Origin of the sequence: Kaistella soli (assembly GCF_019038595.1) — a bacterium.
GTDB classification, from domain to species: domain Bacteria; phylum Bacteroidota; class Bacteroidia; order Flavobacteriales; family Weeksellaceae; genus Kaistella; species Kaistella soli.
The window spans coordinates 314,065-332,313 of record NZ_JAHOPF010000002.1; the positions used below are offsets into that span (position 1 = coordinate 314,065).

Consider the following 18,249-nt stretch of genomic DNA (forward strand, 5'->3'; position numbering starts at 1 on the left):
TCAAATTATAGGCACTATGGTGCTGGTTTGCCAGTAACGCAACGAAGTGGAGAGGAGGGCAACGGATTTGCAGATGGCAGGTGCGTATAATTTCCATTATGTTACTTGCTGTGGCAGCGGGGATATTTTGGAGGCTCATTATTTTTGCACAATATCTCCCATAAAAAAACGGACCGAAGCCCGCCTTGTTTAAAATTTCATTTTCTGAATCCTTACCGCATTTAGTATGGCAAGCAATGCTACGCCCACATCTGCAAAGACTGCTTCCCACATCGTGGCTAACCCCCCTGCTCCTAATACCAAGACCACTGCTTTTACTCCAAAGGCCAACGCGATGTTCTGCCAAACAATTTTTTTGGTTTGCTTGCCAATATTAATGGCCATTGGGATTTTTGAAGGTTTGTCGTCCTGAATTACCACATCAGCGGTTTCAATGGTGGCATCACTCCCAAGGCCACCCATCGCTATGCCAACATCACTTAAAGCTACAACCGGCGCATCGTTGACTCCGTCGCCAACAAATGCAACCGTTTCATTCCGTGCTTTTATTTCTTTGACTTTATTCACTTTATCTTCCGGCAATAAATCGCCAAAAGCATTAGGTATGCCCAGTTTTCCTGCTACAGCTTTGACTACCGTTGCTTTATCACCGCTCAACATGGTAACTTTTACTCCTAAACTTTGAAGTTTCTGTACAGTTTCGGCAGCGTCTTCTTTGATGCTATCCGCAATGGTAAGGTATCCCGCAAATTTTCCTTCATAAGCAATGGCAATCAATGTTTCTACAATATCGTTTGGATTTACATCATATTGGATATTGAATTTATCCATCAGTTTAAAGTTTCCTACGAGCAACTCTTTTCCCTGATACGATCCCTTCAGGCCATGTCCCGCTATTTCTTCTACATTGTCGAGAATTATAGTATGGTCGGGTTCACCGAGATGATCGTGAATGGCAGTTGCCACCGGATGGGTTGATGAATTTTCGATTACATTCACTAATTTTAGAATTAAATCCCGGTCAAATTCCTGCTTTAGATTGACGGTCTGTACTTTAAAGACGCCCTCAGTCATGGTTCCGGTCTTATCCATAACCACATTTTTGACCTCTGCCAACGCATCCAGAAAGTTACTGCCCTTAAATAAAATTCCATTTCTGCTTGCGGCACCAATGCCACCAAAGTATCCTAGTGGAATACTAATTACTAATGCACATGGACAGGATATTACCAGGAATATAAGGGCGCGATATAACCAGTCCCGGAAAATATATTCATCGACAAACAAATAGGGTAACAGACAGATTGCCACAGCGAGAAATACCACGATTGGGGTATAGATGCGGGCAAATTTCCTGATGAACAATTCGGTGGGTGCTTTCTGTGCAGTCGCATTCTGTACCAATTCCAGAATCTTTGAAAGTTTCGAATCATTGTAGAGGGTATTGACCTGCACTTTTGCTACCGTATTCAGGTTAATCATTCCTGCAAGGACGGTATCGTTTTTCTGTTTTGTATCCGGTTTGCTTTCACCGGTAAGTGCCGAAGTATTGAACGAAGCACTGTCTGAAATCAAAATTCCATCCAGGGCCAGTTTTTCTCCCGGTTTCAGCTGAATAACCGAATCCAGTGCAACTTCCGCCGCTTTTACCGTTTGTGGGCGGTTATCCACCAAGATGGTCACTTCATCGGGACGCTGATCGAGAAGTTTTGCTATGTTTCCTTTTGCGCGCTGAACGGCTAAAGTCTGGAAAACTTCGCCTACTGAATAGAAGAGCATTACAGCTACCCCTTCAGGATATTCACCAATTGCAAAGGCACCTATTGTGGCAATAGACATTAGAAAAAACTCCGAAAACACATCTCCCTTCCTGATACTTTCAAACGCTTCTTTAAGAACCGGTAAACCTACCGGAAGATATGCCGCTGCATACCAACCAACCCGCAACCAATCATTGAACCAAGATTGAGGGATCAAATAATCGATTCCCAATCCTGCCATTAGAATCACGAATGAAATAATAGCCGGAAGAAATAGCTGGAAAGTTGATTTTCCCTGATTAGAATGATCGTGACCATCATCATCATCATCGTGTTCATCGCCAGGTTTATGGCCATCCTTTTCTGAATGCTCGCTTTTTGAACGGTTTATTTTCTCATCTACAGCACAACATGCTTTATCGCCTAACTCTTTTTTCAATCTTTGGTCTGCAACCAAATTGATTTTTTCTTCTTCTGTACAACACAACTGACGACCATTTTCGTCGAAAGTATGTGTATGTAATTTATTATTTGCCATAAGTTTTATTTTAATAATGTATTAATTCTTATTTTGAAGTGCTATTTCTTAATGACCATCACCTTCCTCTCCCTTATTATTTAACTTAGCCAAGATAAAGAAGGCGTTCTTAATTACGATTTTAGCATCGGCAGGAATTGGTTTTAAAGGTGTAATTTGTGTGTAGCCTAAATCAGTAACCCCTTTAGCAACAGGAATTTTTTCAAAACCTACTTCCTTTTCCACAATTGTTTTTTTGTTATTTCCGTTTGTTGAAGTTGATACTTTTTCGTTATTTTCTTCTTTATCATGATCGGACTGCATTATAAAGATAAAATCCTGTCCCTTATCATTAACTATAGCTTCAGTAGGAACGGATGCAGTAGTTTGCTTATCAAGACTTATGACTGCGGTAACATTCATGCCATCAATAAGACCTGATCGGTCACCGACGACTTGTGCGTGAACAGGAACAGTTTTGCTTTCTCCTTCAAAGGCTGTACCTATTGAAGTTATTTTTGCATCATACTCTTTACCTGGACTGTTGGTAAGTGTAAAATGAATGGTTTGTCCTGGCTGTACTTTACCCAAGTCTTTTTCATATACATAGATATCTAAATGCAGGGCTGAGTTGCTTACAATTTCGGCAATTGGCGAAGCCATGTCTACATTACTCCCGATTTGCGCAATCACTTTACTTACCGTTCCGCTGATGGGCGCGCGCACCGCAAGGGACGAACTGTAACCCTGAGCTGCACCGATGCTGCCTAGCTGTTTCTGCAGTCCGGAGCGCTGGCTTCGTAATGTTGCAAGATCTGTCTGTGCCTGCTGAAATTTCTTTAACGGTGCGGCATTTCCTTTATAAAGCTGCTGGGCACGCGTTACCTCCAGCTCTGCCATCTTGATTTGGCCATTCACCTGCTGCAGCTGCTGCTGCATCACGATTAAATCGGGATTTGATATCGTTGCTATAACTTTTCCCCGCGACACATAACTTCCAGGCTGGACATACAATGAGCGCACTATACCGCTGTATGAGGGCGTGACAAATGCCTTATTCTGATTCGGCACGGTTAGCATACCGCTCACCTTGATGGTATTGGAAAGCTCCTTACTTTCGATACTGCCCATCTGGATGCCTACAGTTTTTATCTGTTCTTCGGTGAAATGTGCCACATTAGGATCTTCGTGCTCATCGGGCTTCTCTACTGCAGTTGCTTCTTTGGTTTCAGTGACTTCTGATTCTTTTTTGCATCCTGTCAACAAGACAGAGACCGCAAAAATTAGGGTGATATATTTTTTCATGTTATATTCTCTTTTGGATCCTTAATTTTTAATATAGTAGTTATATTGTATTACTGCCATGTTGTATTCGTTCAGTGCAATCAAATAGTTTTTTCTAATGTCTATAGCTTGGGTGAAAAACTGGTGCATTTCAGAAAACCCTATTTCCCCAGCTTTGTAACTCAGCATTGCCGCATTGAAAATTTGCTCTGCCTGTTTCAAACCTATACTTTCATAATATTTAAGCATTTCAGCAGCTTTCAGAATTTCAGTATAGCTGGAGCGGGTTTGTGCCGCGAACTGATTTTCCTGATAGCGCAGCTGAGATTGTTGAATTTCGACCTCGGCTTCTGCAGACTGCAATTTGGCTTTGTAAGCAGTCTTTCCAAAAATGGGAAATTCTACAGCTACTGAAAAGCCTGTTATGGGATCCTTCATTCCGTATAATCTCTGGGAAAATATTCTTCCCGAAAAGTCAGGTTTGTTCTGCATTTTCTGAACCTCTATATTCGCCCTTGCTATTTCTATATTCTGCTGCTGCAGAGCCAATGAGGGATGAAAACTGTCTGATGGTAAATCTTCCAAATCCAATTTCTGCAAGTTTGTGTCTTCCGGCAAGTATAGCACCTGACTATTAAGAAACAGACTGAGTTGTTGCTGCTGTGCCGAAATATTCTGTTCGTTTTGCTGTCTCTGAGCCTGGAGCTCTTTCATCCGTGCCTCCGCAGCAATGTTTTCGAGACCAGCAGCTTCGCCGGTTTTGAAACGAAGATTTGCTGCTTTGTACATGGACGTATAATACTCATCAAGTTTTTGGTAGAGCTTACCAACATCCTGAAGGTACCACAACTGATAAAAAGCAGTATTTACTTCCCTTTTTATCACTGCGTCCAACATGCTTTTATTCAGCTGGTGAAATTTCAACTGCTCCTCAAAATACTTTCTTTTCGCCTTATATAAGCCCGGCCACTGGACGGATTGCTGGATTCCAATTTTAAAATCGCCGTCGGGATCACTAGGCCTCATATCCTCATTTTCTACAAAGATGCCGGTTTTGGGAATTTCACGTGCAGTTTTAGTTTCCAGTAAAGCTTTATTTACCTGGGCACTGTTTACCGAGTACTGCAGATTATTTTCCAGCGCTATTTTCACCGCGTCATTTGGTGAAATTCTTTCCTGCGCAGTAAGTGCACCTGCGGAAGAGCACAGTAAAATTACCAGCGCTACAAACGACGTGTTTTTACTATTTCTCAATTTGTTTTTGATTTGATTCTTAGAATTAAATATGATATACAGTAGGGGTAAGACAAATAAGGTAAGGAAGGTTGCTGTTACCAAACCGCCAATTACTACTGTTGCCAATGGCCTCTGTACTTCTGCACCGCTACCATTAGAAAAAGCCATGGGAAAAAATCCGAATGAAGCTACTGCTGCGGTCATTAGCACTGGACGTAACCGTATACTGGTTCCCTGAATTACCCTTCGAATAATATTATTAACTCCAGATTTCTGAAGATCCTTGAAGGTGCTTACCAGAACAATGCCATTAAGAACTGCTACCCCAAATAGCGCAATAAAGCCGACTCCTGCTGAAATACTGAATGGCATATCCCTAATCAGCAGGGCAAAGACCCCACCAATAGCACTCATTGGTATTGCGGTGAAAATAAGAATGCTGTCTTTGAAGTTGCGGAAGGTGAAGTAAAGCAAAAGAAAGATAAGGGCTAAGGCTACAGGAACCGCTATTTGCAGTCGTGAAGAGGCCTGCTTCAAATTTTCGAATGTTCCTCCATACGTATAGTAATAGCCTGCAGGCAGAATGTTTGCGTCATTCAGTTTTTGCTGGATTTCGGTTACTGCACTTTCAACATCTCTATCCTTCACATTAAAGCCTACGACGATCCTGCGCTTTCCATCTTCACGGCTGATTTGCGCCGGTCCTTCTTTAAATTGAACTTTTGCTACCTGAGAGAGCGGAATTTGCAAACCATTGGCGGTTGGGATAAACAGATTGCTGACGTCTTCAATTGAACTACGGTTTACACTGTCCAGACGTGCAACCAAATTAAATTTCTTTTCATCCTCAAACACTACGCCAGCAGTTTCGCCAGCAAACGCAGTACTTACGGTATGGTTTATGTCCTCGATATTGAGACCGTAAGAGGCGAGCCTTGCTCTATCATACGTTATTGTTATTTGCGGTAAACCAACAGTCTGCTCGATCTGTGGTTCCGTAGCTCCCTGCACTGTCTGAACCACTTTTGCAACTTCGGGTGCGAGTTTAGCAAGCGTGTCAATATTTTCACCAAATATTTTCACCGCCACATCCTGCCGTACCCCAGTCATTAACTCGTTGAATTTCATTTGTATCGGCTGTGAGACTTCAAAGAATACTCCCGGAATCATTTTGAGTTTTTCCATCATCTCAGCGCTCAAATCCTGATAAGATTTACCACTGTCCTTCCATTCTTTTTTGGGTTTTAATGTAACGATAAGGTCAGTTGCTTCAGGAGGCATCGGATCTGTGGGGACTTCTGCACTCCCGGTTTTACCCACCACCGTGTTCACTTCAGGAAAAGATTTTAAAATGCGGCTTGCCTGCATTGAAGTTTCAATACTCTGGGAAAGAGAGGTGCCTTGTGGAAGTATGCAATGTACCGCAAAATCGCCTTCCTGAAGTTGTGGTATAAATTCACCTCCCATCCTCGAAAATAAGAATAGCGAAACAGCCAGCAAAGCAACTGCGGCACCGACAACCGCATATTTAAACGCAATGGCCTTCTGCAACAGCGGAATATAGAAATTGTGGACACTGGCCATCATTCTGTCTGCGAAGGTTTTCTTTGTGCTAATATTCTTAGACAGAAACAGGGCAGACATCATTGGTATATATGTAAGGGAGAGAATTAATGACCCTATAATTGCAAAAGACACCGTTTCTGCCATAGGGACGAACATCTTACCCTCAATCCCCTGAAGTGAAAGAATCGGGAGATAAACGATGAGGATGATAATCTGCCCAAACGCTGCCGAACTCATCATTTTTTTTGCACTTGACTGTACGGCTTGATCCATCGTATGTTGAGACAGTTTCTGAGATCGGTGGTGGACTGCCAGAAAATGCAGGGTAGCTTCAACAATAATTACGGCGCCATCTACAATAAGTCCAAAGTCAATTGCCCCAAGACTCATCAAATTTGCACTCACTCCAAAGACGTTCATCATCCCGAGGGCAAAAAGCAGCGACAAAGGTATTGCAGAAGCTACGATAAGCCCGGCCCGAAGATTCCCCAGAAACAGAACCAAAACAAGAACAACGATGAGTGCCCCTTCGACTAAATTTGTTTCTATGGTGCGTATAGCACGGTCGACCAAATTAGAACGGTCCACGAATGGTTCCACGATAATATCGGCAGGAAGTGACTTTTGAATAGTGAGCATTTTTTCTTTCACCCGGCTCACTACTTCCGCTGAATTTTCGCCTTTCAGCATCATTACAATGCCACCGACTGCTTCTTTATCGCCGTTATAAGTTAAGGCACCATATCTGACAGCACTGCCGATGCGGGCTTCTGCGACATCTTTTATAAGCACCGGAATGCCATTAACCGTTTTTATTACGGTATTAGAAATATCATCTAAAGAGGAAATCAGGCCAATCCCCCGGATAAAATATGCATTTGGTTTTTTATCAATATAAGCACCGCCGGTATTTTGATTATTTTTCTCAAGGGTAGTGAAAATATCAGCAATGGAGACATTCATTGCCTTAAGTCTGTATGGATTGATAATTACTTCATACTGCTTAAGCTTTCCGCCGAAACTATTAATTTCAGCAACACCCGGTGTACCGTAAAGCTGCCGGGCAATCACCCAATCCTGCATCGTTCGAAGGTCTGTAGGAGAGTATTTGTTTTCTGACCCTTTTTTAGGGTGAATCACATATTGGTAAATTTCACCTAAGCCGGTGGATACCGGAGACATTTCTGGCGTACCAATACCTTTAGGGATGTTTTCTTCAGCTTCTTTCAGTTTTTCAGTTATCAACTGACGTGCAAAATACACATCGACGCTTTCATCAAAAACCACAGTAATCACTGAGAGACCAAATCTTGAGATCGATCTCATTTCGGTAATTCCGGGAATGTTTGCGAGGCTCCGCTCAATTGGAAAGGTAACCAACTGTTCTGTTTCCTGTGCGGCCAATGTTGGTGTGCTGGTAATGATCTGTACCTGATTATTTGTAATATCGGGTACGGCATCCAGCGGGAGTTTAGTAGCACTATACACCCCCCAAAGGATTAGTGCAAAAGTCATGAGCCCAATAATGAACTTGTTCTTTACACTAAACTGTATAATTTTATATAGCATTTGTAAAAATTAAGGTTAATTGACAAGAAAAGCATGTTCCGTATTGTCTACGAAAATGAGCGACTATCAGATAGTCGTAATGTCCTACGGAAGGAATCCGAAGGAAAGAGAATTAACCTATTTTGGGAGGTTGCCAGATACCGACAGTATGGAGGACTGCGTAGTTGTAATTCTTTTCAGGAAGAGTGTCTTTAATTAAAAGAGTAATCTTTTCAGGGAGTAATTCTTTGATCTGTGCTATAGTCATTGACATCCCCGCACAGTGGCAAACACAGAAGGGAGAACAAAGATCAGCACTTTGATCCTGACCTTGTTCTAAATGAACGTTTTCCGCCAAACAAACTTTTTCGCCCAAACCTTTCGCAGCATCGCTGCATGGTACCATAGTAAGCACCATAAAGAATAAGGATAAAGAGAAGGCCAAAAATTTCACGGTGCTAATTTAATAAAAATATATTTACTTGAACGTATGTCTTAGCTTATATTACTGCAATGATTCCTCAGGTTGTAGGCTGGTATTGTTTGCCTCATGAGAATCTGTGGTTCCGGCGGTCGTTATACGCTGTAAAAAAGAGTGCAACCGGTCTTTATTTGGCAGCTGCACTCTTTAAAATTGACACACTAAAAACTCCTTTAATAGTTCAGTGTAATCCCTGCACCCCAGCTCATATCGCTGTCGTAGTGGGTTGAGATTCCGATATTTTTTGTGACGATATATTTAAGACCTGCCATATATTCTTTGTCGGTATTGACCATGAATGCCCCGCGCAAACGCGCAGTCAACGGAATGTCTTCACGTTTCAGCTGGAACCTTACAATTCCGTCTGTAAATATTTCTGCCTGCAGGTCCACCAACATCGGGAGTTTATACATGATACCAGCGCTGAAAGTTTTTCTTTCATCTTTAGTAGATGCCTGTCCAAAAAGGTTTTTTTCAATATTATTCCTGTCAATCTTTCTATAATGATAGTTAAATCCGATAAATGGTTTCAGCCACTGCATACGGTCCACATACCTGCCGAGTTGGGTTTCCACCTCGTAGCCGTGATGGGGATTGTAACCTAAACGCCATTCTGTTCCCAATTCCCAGCGGGCATTTGAGATCCTCGCCATCCCGTCGTTACCATTGGTGGCGAAATCGTTTTCGGCCATAAGGTGCCACATGTTACTTTCGCGCTGGAGCTTTTTGTAAGCTGAAGCTTTATCGGGCAGCAAAGGATTCTGATAATCACCAACAGCAAAAACACGGTTCATCCCCGCCATCATGTGATAGAGGATGTGACAGTGGAAAAACCAGTCCCCATCCGTTTTAGCTTCAAATTCGATGACATTAGTTTCCATCGGCATAATATCCAACACATTTTTGAGGGGTGCCTGAAGGCCATTTTTGTTGAGTACCCGAAAATCAAAACCGTGCAGGTGCATCGGGTGACGCATCATTGAGTTATTGAAAAGGGTAATGCGGAGAATTTCGCCTTTTTTTACCAATATTTTGTCCGATTCTGCCAGGACTCTATCGTCCATGCTCCAAACGTAGCGGTTCATGTTTCCCGTAAGGGTAAACTTGAGCTCGCGCACGGGACTGTCTTTCGGAAGCGAAGTGTCATAAGGCGACTTCATCATTCCGTAATTCAATGTGGTAATCCCGGAAGCAGGCATCTGATGCTGTGAGTGATCCATTTGCGCATCGTTGTTGTCCATCTTGTCCATCGGCATTGCTGCATTATTTTCAGCACTAATTTCAGGATACATCACCTGATTCATATCCATCGTCTGATAACTCATCTTCATGCCCATATCTTTCATGTCACCGTTCATCTTCATCATGTCGTTCATCATCTTCATCCCTTCAAAGTATTTGAGTTTGGGTAATGGATCATGGGATTTCGTAGCTCCTTCTCCAATAAACACTGACGCAGATTTTGTGCGGTCTTCGGGTGTAACAAGGAGTTCGTATGAAGTGTTTTTTTCAGGAATTTCCACTACGATATCCACTGTTTCGGAAACCGCCAGGATCAGGCGATCCACTTCGACCGGTTCAATATCCAATCCATCACTGGCCACTACTTTTATTTTTCCTCCGGCATAATTGAGCCAGAAATAGGAGGAAGCACCGCCGTTGGCGATTTGAAGCCGAACTTTATCCCCGGCTTTATATCGGGAGAGTTGACTTTCGATTTTACCGTTAATCAGGAATGCATCATAATATACATCGCTCACGTCCATGGCCAGCATCCGCTTCCACTCGTTGGTGAGTTTTGTTTTAAAGTGGCCTTCTTTAATGGCTTCTGCATAACTTTGAGTACTGCCTTTTTTTATTGCGAACCAGTCATTGGCGTTGTGAAGCATCCGCTGAACATTATTGGGGTTCAGGTTTGTCCACTCGCTCAGGATAAGGTGCTCTGTGGGCAAATCATCAATCCCCGGCCGGAAAGTAGGATCTTCGGGACGTTTTTTCAGAATCATCATCCCATACATTCCAATCTGCTCCTGCAGGCCAGTATGTGAGTGATACCAGTGGGTTCCGTTTTGGATGATCGGAAACGAATACGTGTAGGTTGAATGTGGTGGAATGGGTTTCTGGGTAAGCCAGGGAACCCCATCTTCTTTATTTGGAAGATGAAGACCGTGCCAGTGCAGAGAAGTTTCTTCGTCCATTAAATTATGGACAATCACTTCCGCCGTATCGCCCTCATAAAACTCCAGCTTTGGCATCGGAATCTGCCCGTTTACGGCAATGGCGCGTTTCTGTTTGCCCGCGAAATTTACCAGGGTGTCTTTCACATAAAGATGGTAGGTCACTTTGCGTCCGCCTTTTAGGTGCTTTTCGGGCATGGGCATGACCATTTTGTGTTCACCATGTATCTGCATGTTTCCGTGTGCAGAATGATCTTCCTTCTTTCCTTTTTGAGGCACCAGATTCATACCGCACTTGGGACACTTTCCGGGTTTGTCCGAAACCACCTCGGGGTGCATCGGACAAGTGTACATCTTTTGCGCTGCTTCATTCTGATGCGGAGCAGGTGTTGAATGTTCCGGCGTTTTGATGCTCGCTGGGTCTTTCGGTACTGCTTTAGTCTTTGGCATCACCGGTTTTTTAACTTCCGTTACCGTCTTTGTTTTTGCAGCGGTAATTTCAGGTTTCTTACCCGTAGTTTTTTTAACTACGGTGGCCTTTTTAGGAGCGGGCGCGGATTTGGCCGCCGTTTTTTTCTCAGTAACGGTTTTCTTCACCAAGGTCATACCGCAAATGGGGCAGTTACCGGGTGCTGATTTCACGACCTGCGGATGCATCGGGCAGGTGTACACGGTTTTGGTGCTTTGTGAATAACTGTTTATGGACATTGCCATAAATAGAAAGAGCGAAAATATATATTTCATCTTGTGATTATTTAATTTTTAACAAACTTGCATTAAGTGCGACCACGATGGTGCTTACACTCATCAGCACTGCGCCCATGGCGGGACTCAGGACAAATGTGGGATACAGAACACCTGCAGCAAGTGGAATAGCCACGACGTTGTAGCCCACTGCCCATACGAGATTCTGGATCATCTTGTTGTAGGTTTTCTTTCCAAAATCTATCATTTTCACCACGTCTCGAGGGTCACTGTTGACCAGAATAATATCTGCGGTTTCGGCAGCAACATCAGTTCCGCTGCCAACTGCAATGCCTACATCTGCTGCTGCCAAAGCCGGTGCATCATTTACGCCGTCACCTGTCATCGCAACGATTTCCCCTTTATCCTGAAATTCTTTTACTTTTTCCTGTTTGTGGTGCGGAAGTACATTTGCCAAATATCCGTCCATTCCTAACTGCTTTGACACCGCCGCCGCTACCTTTTCGTTATCACCTGTAAGCAGGAATGATTTAATGTTCATGCTTCGAAGTTGGTCAATAGCTTCTTTTGCGCCTTCGCGAATGGTATCTGCTAAAGAAACAATACCCACGGGCACGTCATCAATCAAAATAAAGTTCACTGTTTCTGCATCCTGGTTGATTTCTTCCGGAATGGCAGGTACCTGTTTATTGTTTTGAACAAAATAATTAGGACCAGCCGCGACAACCGATTTACCGTTTACGATTCCTGTCACTCCAATTCCCTGCATGTAGCGGAAATTGTCTGACTTCCATAGCTCCAGTTTTTTCTCGGAAAGGGTCTGCATGATTCCTTTTGCAATGTGATGTTCGGAGTTCTGCTGCACTGCTGCTGCATACTGGAGTAAATCGTTTTCCGAATAGTGTTCCGTTAGAGGAATGATTTTCTGCACAGTGTGGGAACCTTTCGTAAGGGTGCCGGTTTTATCGAAAATAATGGTCGATAATTTTCTGGTGGTTTCAAAAGCCGTGCGGTTTCTGATGAGTAAACCATTTGTCGCTGAAAGTGTAGTGGAAATGGCCACCACCAGAGGGATTGCCACTCCTAAAGCATGAGGGCAGGCCGTTACCATTACCGTTACCATCCGTTCCAGAGCAAAAGCCAAATCTCCCATGGTGATGTACCAGTAAGCGAAAGTTCCTACTCCCACCACAATTGCTACTATAGTAAGCCATTTGGCTACTTTATCCGCCAGATTCTGAGTGTTCGACTTTGCTGCCTGCGCATCCTGAACCAAATTAATGACCTTATTGAGGTACGAATCCTTTCCAACCCCTGTTGCTTTTATCTTTAAAGCACCGTCTCCATTGATAGACCCTGCGATAACCTTTCCACCGGACTCTTTTCTTACAGGAACACTTTCTCCGGTCAGCATGCTTTCATTTAAATAGGAACTGCCCTCGACAATCAGACCGTCAGCGGCGACTTTTTCGCCCGGTCTTATGATTACGGTATCTCCGTTTTTCAGCTGTTCCAGTTTTATTTTAACCGGACTTCCGTTATGCTCGACGGTTACGTCATTTGGTAGTAAGGCAACTAGAGATTGCAACGCTTTTGAAGCTGCCATCTGTGAACGCATTTCGAGCCAATGACCCAGAAGCATGATGACAATTAGGGTGGCGAGCTCCCAAAAGAAATCCATGCCCGGCAGCCCGAATACGACGGCAACGGAATAGACATAAGCTACGGTAATCGCCAAAGCAACGAGCGTCATCATCCCAATAGCTCCGGCTTTCACTTCGCCCAAAAACCCTTTGAAAAAAGGCATTCCACCGTAGAAATAAATAATACTTCCCAAAACCAACAGCACGTATTTATCGCCTTGAAAAGCTATGGTGAAACCGAGCCACTGCTGAATCATGTGGGAAAGCAGCAGCACCGGGACAGAAAGTACCAGTGTAATCCAGAATCTTTTTAGAAAATCCGGAGTATGATGACCTGCATGTTTGTCAAATCCCGCCGTTGAACTATCAGATTCTGAGTGATGATCATGATTCTGATGATGATGGCTGTGTTCGTCTTTTTCAGGTCGGGCGGTTCCTCCCAAGGGAATTAAGTTCATTCCGCAAAGTGGACATTTCCCCGGTTCGTCCTTCAATATCTGGGGATGCATGGGACAGGTGTATTTTTTCATAATTCAAATTTTTTGCGTTAAATTCTGCTATTTGAGATTACTTCCGGGTTTGAAGTTCCTTAATTTTCGCCCTCATGACGGCAATTTCTTCCTCCTGTGCTTTGATAATTTCCTCGCCCAACTTTCTCACTTCCGGATCGACCAGATTACTTTCTTCGACCATAAGAATAGCCCCTGCATGGTGTGGAATCATGGACTTTAGAAACTGGACATCTCCCACGGCTGTCTGCTGCCGAATCCCGGACCAAAACAGCACCATCATCACCACTCCGAGGCCCATAAGAATTTTATTGAGTTTTTTGTTGGGATACATCTTCCCCATTAACAGCAGTTCGATGATTAACATAGGAGAAGCCATCAGGCCTGCCATGTATAACTGGTTTATGTTTGGAATTACGTTAGCCAGCTTGTCCACCATCGCATACATTAGTATAAACATTGAAATAAAGGAAATCAGAAGCATCCAAAATAACTTTTTGTATGCAGAGGCATGGCTTTCTTGCGCGTGCTGGACAGACTCCTTGCCCGATTCCATTTCATGTTTGGAATGATTGCCTGTTGTTGAATCAGTATCCTTAAGCATGTTGTGATCATGTTCTAAATTTTTCATCCTAGTAATTTTTTAGTGAGGGTTAATGGTATTAAAAAAATCTAACAGTTCTTTTTTTTCATCCGCCGATAATCTGGCGTTTCCGTGCATCATGCGGTATGATTTTAAAGGCATTTCGTCTTTCTCAATCTGGCTGATGATGCTTTTTATTTTTGCTTTTTTACGTCTTTTTGAATAGTTATTGAACTCATCAAAATTGAGTTCTTCTTTGCCTTTTTTAATATGCCGGGCCATGAACCACGCGCCCGGCTGTAATACCGAATACCAGGGATAACGGGTATTATTTGAATGACAGTCATAGCAGGAAACTTTAAGGATTGCAGCCACGTTGGCGGGCACCTTTTCGGTTCTTTCAAAACTTTGACCTGCCGGAACGGTGGAGACATTACGCTCCACCGGTATGAATTGAATGGCTAAAACAACCGCCACTACTATCACCGACAGCCAACCTATGATATTCAATTTTCTCATATTACATGGTGCTCATATCGTGACCCGCCATGGGATCAACCCCTTTCTTGAAAATGTATTCACTGTTCAGTAAGTATGCTCCGGACACCACTACTTCGTCTCCCGCCTTAATTCCTGATGTGATTTCTATTCTGTCTTCATATTCGAGACCCGTTTCCACCATTCTGTTGACGAAGGTGTTCTTCGCGGTTTTCATCCACACCGTGGAAGATTTGCCATCCCTGATTACCGCATCCACAGGCATTGAAAGACCATCACGGGATTTGTTTTCCACCAGAACATATACCGGCATGCCGGGTTTCAGCAGATTTCCTTTGTTGGGCACGGAAATGCGAACCAGATTTATCCTGCTGGAGGCGCTTATTTCAGGGTTTGTAAAATCAATCTTCCCATTAATCTTCAAATTATCCAGATCGGGAATATACACGGTAACTTTGCTGTCTTTCTGAAGGAGAGCCATTTGAGAGGAATAGACCTGCGCTTCCGCCCACAGCGATGAAAGATCTGCCAGATTCACGATGGTGCCACCTTCTGCAAGATAATCGCCTTCGGCAATGCTCAGATCGGTGATGTAACCGGCTGCATTGCTGAACACAGTGGTGGTAGGTGTGGCTTTTCCTGATCTTTCCAGCTGTTTGATCTGGCTTTCCGACATTCCCCATAAATAAAGCTTGTTTCGGGAACTTTGGAGCAGCTGGTCAAAATCAATGGAAGTATTACCGACGAACAGCTTGCGTCTTTCTAATGCCAGCAAATATTCCTGCTTTGCATTATTGAGTTCTTCACTGTAAATATCGACCAACGGCGCCCCCTTCGGAACAAAATCGCCAATGTTTTTATAATACAACCGTTCAACTCTACCCATTACTCTTGAACTTACTGCCTGCATTTGGTACTGATTAAAATTGAGTGTTCCGGTCAGCGTAAGTTTATCAGCCATAGACCCATCTGATAGCGCGACTGTTTTGATATTCCCAAGTTTAACCTGCTCGTCATTCAAAATAATTTCGTTAGGATCAGCATTCTTTTTCTTCTCGACAGGCACCAAATCCATGTGACAAATGGGGCATTTTCCGGGTTTATCGGAGACTACCTGTGGGTGCATGGAACAGGTGTAGTATATATCGTGGCCGGCATGAGGATCTTCCTCCTTTTTACAGGAGTAAAGAAAAACCAGCAAGGCCAGCATTAAAATATTAAATTTCATCTTATCAATTTTTATCTGTTAATTTTTATGAAACTTTCGCTGTCCATCAGGTACTGTGCATTTTCGGCAACTCCATCTTCAGGAAGCAAACCACTGACGATCTGAATTTTATCGCCTACCACCGCGCCGGTAACAACCTTGTGGGCAATAAAACCGCCTTCAACTTTTTTGAACGCAATTTTATCAATCCCCAAAGAAACCACCGCTGATTTCGGCAGCCAGTCTGCCATTCTGTTGTGGCTCATAATCTCCGTTTTAACCTGACTTCCGACAGGAATTTTTGCGGTGGAATTATCAAAATAGACCCGCGCCGTTACGGTTTTGCTGCCCTGCCTGAAGAACGGTTCAATAAAACCGATGGTTCCTTTGAAGCGGCTCTCCGGATTAGCTTCTGGGATGATCATGACTGACTGTCCTTTGCTGACCAGTGCGATGTCTTCAGAGAAAATATTGATCAGAGCCCAGGTTCTGTTGGGATTGTAGACACTGAAAATATTCTGTCCTTTTTGAAGATACATTCCTTCCTTCAGCGGTAGTTCTGCGGTGACCTCGTTATTTGAAGCCATTGCGGGTGCAGATTGTGGTGATGAACCCATGCTTCCGGCCGATCCTGCCTGCTGAATGTGTCCGCTGTAATTGCTGAAAACCGGAACTGTGAGATCAGGTTTCCCTCGCTGGATGACTTTCTGTATCTGTGAAGCCGGCATTCCCAAAAGAAGGAGTTTCTGGCGTGAAGCATCGATCATTGTTTTGTTTGAGCGGTCATTTTTAATAACGAAGAGCAGGTTTTGCTGTGCGGTTAAAAGTTCCGGGCTGTATATATCTAAAATACGCTGCCCTTTCGACACTTTCTGGTATTTATACCGCACATAGAGTTTCTCGATACGGCCCGCAACGCGTGAGGAAATACTGCCAATCTGTCGAGTATCGTATTCTACCGTCCCTAAAGCATCAACCGTGGTGGGTATGTTTTCTCTTTTTACTTTTATTACGGGCTGTTCCGACACTACAAATTCATTGGTTGGTTTCAGCAGATCGTCGAGTTTAATCCCCTCTTCCTTTTTTTCAGGTGCATCTTTCAGGACCAAATCCATCCCACATTTGGGACATTTGCCGGGTTTGTCTGAAATCACTTCCGGGTGCATCGGACAGGTATAAGTATGCATTGCAGCTTCTGCCGAGTGCTTATCTTCCCAGAACTTAACTTTGTCACACGCCGTCAAACCAAATAAAAGCATAGTGAATATTATAATTTTTCTCATCTTCTTTCTATTAAGCGGTCAATTTCAGTTTGCGTCTGCAGTGCTTTGGTAAGGATCTCGAAATATTCCAGTTGGGCCATATTCAGCTGTTCCCATGCGTCATATAACATGAAGAGTTCTTCCGTATTCTGCTCATAGCCCAACTGCATGGATTTGTAGTTGTTTTTTAAGGCCGGAATAATGGTGTCTTCGTAGAGTTTCAGCTGATTTTTATTCAGGTCCAGTTCATTGCGCATTCCGTAGGCCATTCCGCTGTATTCGTTCACCATCATTTCTTTCTGTGCCTGCAAGGCTTCTTCTTTCAGTTTCAGGCTTTCAATATTGGCTTTATTCATGCCTGAAGCCCAGGATACGAAAGGCAGTTTTGCCATCAGCATCAGAGAAAACTGCATGGGCTGGCCACCAAAACCAAACATGTTTTCGAACTTTACGCCAAATTCCGGCTTTAGATTCTGCTTTTCCAGATCCTGTTTGAGTTTGGCAATATTAATTTCCCGGTCGATGCCACGCAAGTCACTTCTGTTCTGCTCAAAAAGATCCTGACCAAAGGTCTCCAGGGAATAATCGTTCAAGTTGTACTCAGGCAGGATTTCCAGCGGTGACAGGGCGTCTCTTCCCATGAGGGCATTCAACCGGATGCGGTTGACGCGCAGGTCATTCTCATACATGAGCTGCATGTTTTTTGAACTTCCGAGGGCCGCTTTGGCTTTGTAATAGGCGGATATTTTGGAAAGTCCGTTTTTGTACCGGATCTCGGCGTTTCTGATCATGAAATCCAGCATCTTTTCGTTTTCCTTAACGACCTTCAGCTTTTTATCCAGGACAATGGAACTGTAATACAGTTTTTTTGCATCCTGAAAGTTTTCATTGAGGGCGGCATAAAGTTTTTCCTTTTCTACAGCAGACATTGCCTTCATCAGATTTTCGTTGGCGTTGAGTTTCTTTCTGTTGGGCAACATCTGTTCCACCGAAACTGCTACTGAGCCCATGCCGAGCATATCGCCGTCGCGCTGCCAGAGTTTTGCATTATAGGGCGTCATGAAGAAACCTGCTCCTACGGTTGGAGGCATCCAGCTTCTTGCTCCTTTTGCGGCAGCATCCATTGACCGGATTTCGGCATTGTACATTTTTACCACCGGATGGTTGGCTGCGATACTGTCCATTACTGCGGGCAGGGACATTTGCTGAGCATCAATGGTAGTGTAAAGGAAGGCCAGTACTGCTGTTATTATTAATTTTTTCATTTTGTAAT

The 18,249-nt window shown here is 43.6% G+C and carries 11 protein-coding genes; all 11 read right to left on the bottom strand.

Annotation, left to right across the window (positions count from 1 at the left end):
- Positions 1-189: 189 nt before the first annotated feature.
- Positions 190-2,298, bottom strand: a complete 2,109-nt coding sequence (locus KSK37_RS04560) for a heavy metal translocating P-type ATPase (protein WP_088359974.1) — start codon at positions 2,296-2,298, stop codon at positions 190-192.
- A gap of 48 nt (positions 2,299-2,346) precedes the next feature.
- Complete coding sequence (locus KSK37_RS04565; protein ID WP_088359975.1) at positions 2,347-3,582, bottom strand: efflux RND transporter periplasmic adaptor subunit; 1,236 nt, start codon at positions 3,580-3,582, stop codon at positions 2,347-2,349.
- 21 nt (positions 3,583-3,603) lie between these two features.
- Entirely contained in the window at positions 3,604-7,932 is a 4,329-nt protein-coding gene (locus KSK37_RS04570) for a CusA/CzcA family heavy metal efflux RND transporter (protein WP_088359976.1), read from the bottom strand.
- Between the two features lie 112 nt (positions 7,933-8,044).
- Entirely contained in the window at positions 8,045-8,365 is a 321-nt protein-coding gene (locus tag KSK37_RS04575; RefSeq protein ID WP_144264872.1) for a DUF6660 family protein, read from the bottom strand.
- A gap of 200 nt (positions 8,366-8,565) precedes the next feature.
- Positions 8,566-11,313 (bottom strand): multicopper oxidase domain-containing protein, encoded by a 2,748-nt coding sequence (locus tag KSK37_RS04580; RefSeq protein WP_246566223.1) that lies wholly within the window; start codon positions 11,311-11,313, stop codon positions 8,566-8,568.
- Positions 11,314-11,320: 7 nt separating this feature from the next.
- Positions 11,321-13,447, bottom strand: a complete 2,127-nt coding sequence (locus KSK37_RS04585) for a heavy metal translocating P-type ATPase (RefSeq protein WP_246566225.1) — start codon at positions 13,445-13,447, stop codon at positions 11,321-11,323.
- Positions 13,448-13,484: 37 nt separating this feature from the next.
- Positions 13,485-14,057 carry a DUF305 domain-containing protein gene (locus KSK37_RS04590; protein WP_246566226.1) on the bottom strand — a complete coding sequence of 191 codons (573 nt, stop codon included), beginning with the start codon at positions 14,055-14,057 and terminating at the stop codon, positions 13,485-13,487.
- Between the two features lie 12 nt (positions 14,058-14,069).
- Positions 14,070-14,528 (bottom strand): heme-binding domain-containing protein, encoded by a 459-nt coding sequence (locus KSK37_RS04595; protein WP_217199720.1) that lies wholly within the window; start codon positions 14,526-14,528, stop codon positions 14,070-14,072.
- 1 nt (position 14,529) lies between these two features.
- Positions 14,530-15,735: an efflux RND transporter periplasmic adaptor subunit gene (locus KSK37_RS04600; RefSeq protein ID WP_217199721.1), complete on the bottom strand. Its 1,206-nt coding sequence runs from the start codon at positions 15,733-15,735 to the stop codon at positions 14,530-14,532.
- A gap of 11 nt (positions 15,736-15,746) precedes the next feature.
- Entirely contained in the window at positions 15,747-16,997 is a 1,251-nt protein-coding gene (locus KSK37_RS04605; RefSeq protein ID WP_246566227.1) for a heavy metal-binding domain-containing protein, read from the bottom strand.
- Positions 16,994-18,241: a TolC family protein gene (locus KSK37_RS04610; protein WP_088359981.1), complete on the bottom strand. Its 1,248-nt coding sequence runs from the start codon at positions 18,239-18,241 to the stop codon at positions 16,994-16,996. Before KSK37_RS04610 ends, KSK37_RS04605 begins: the two co-directional genes overlap by 4 nt.
- Between the last annotated feature and the right edge of the window lie 8 nt (positions 18,242-18,249).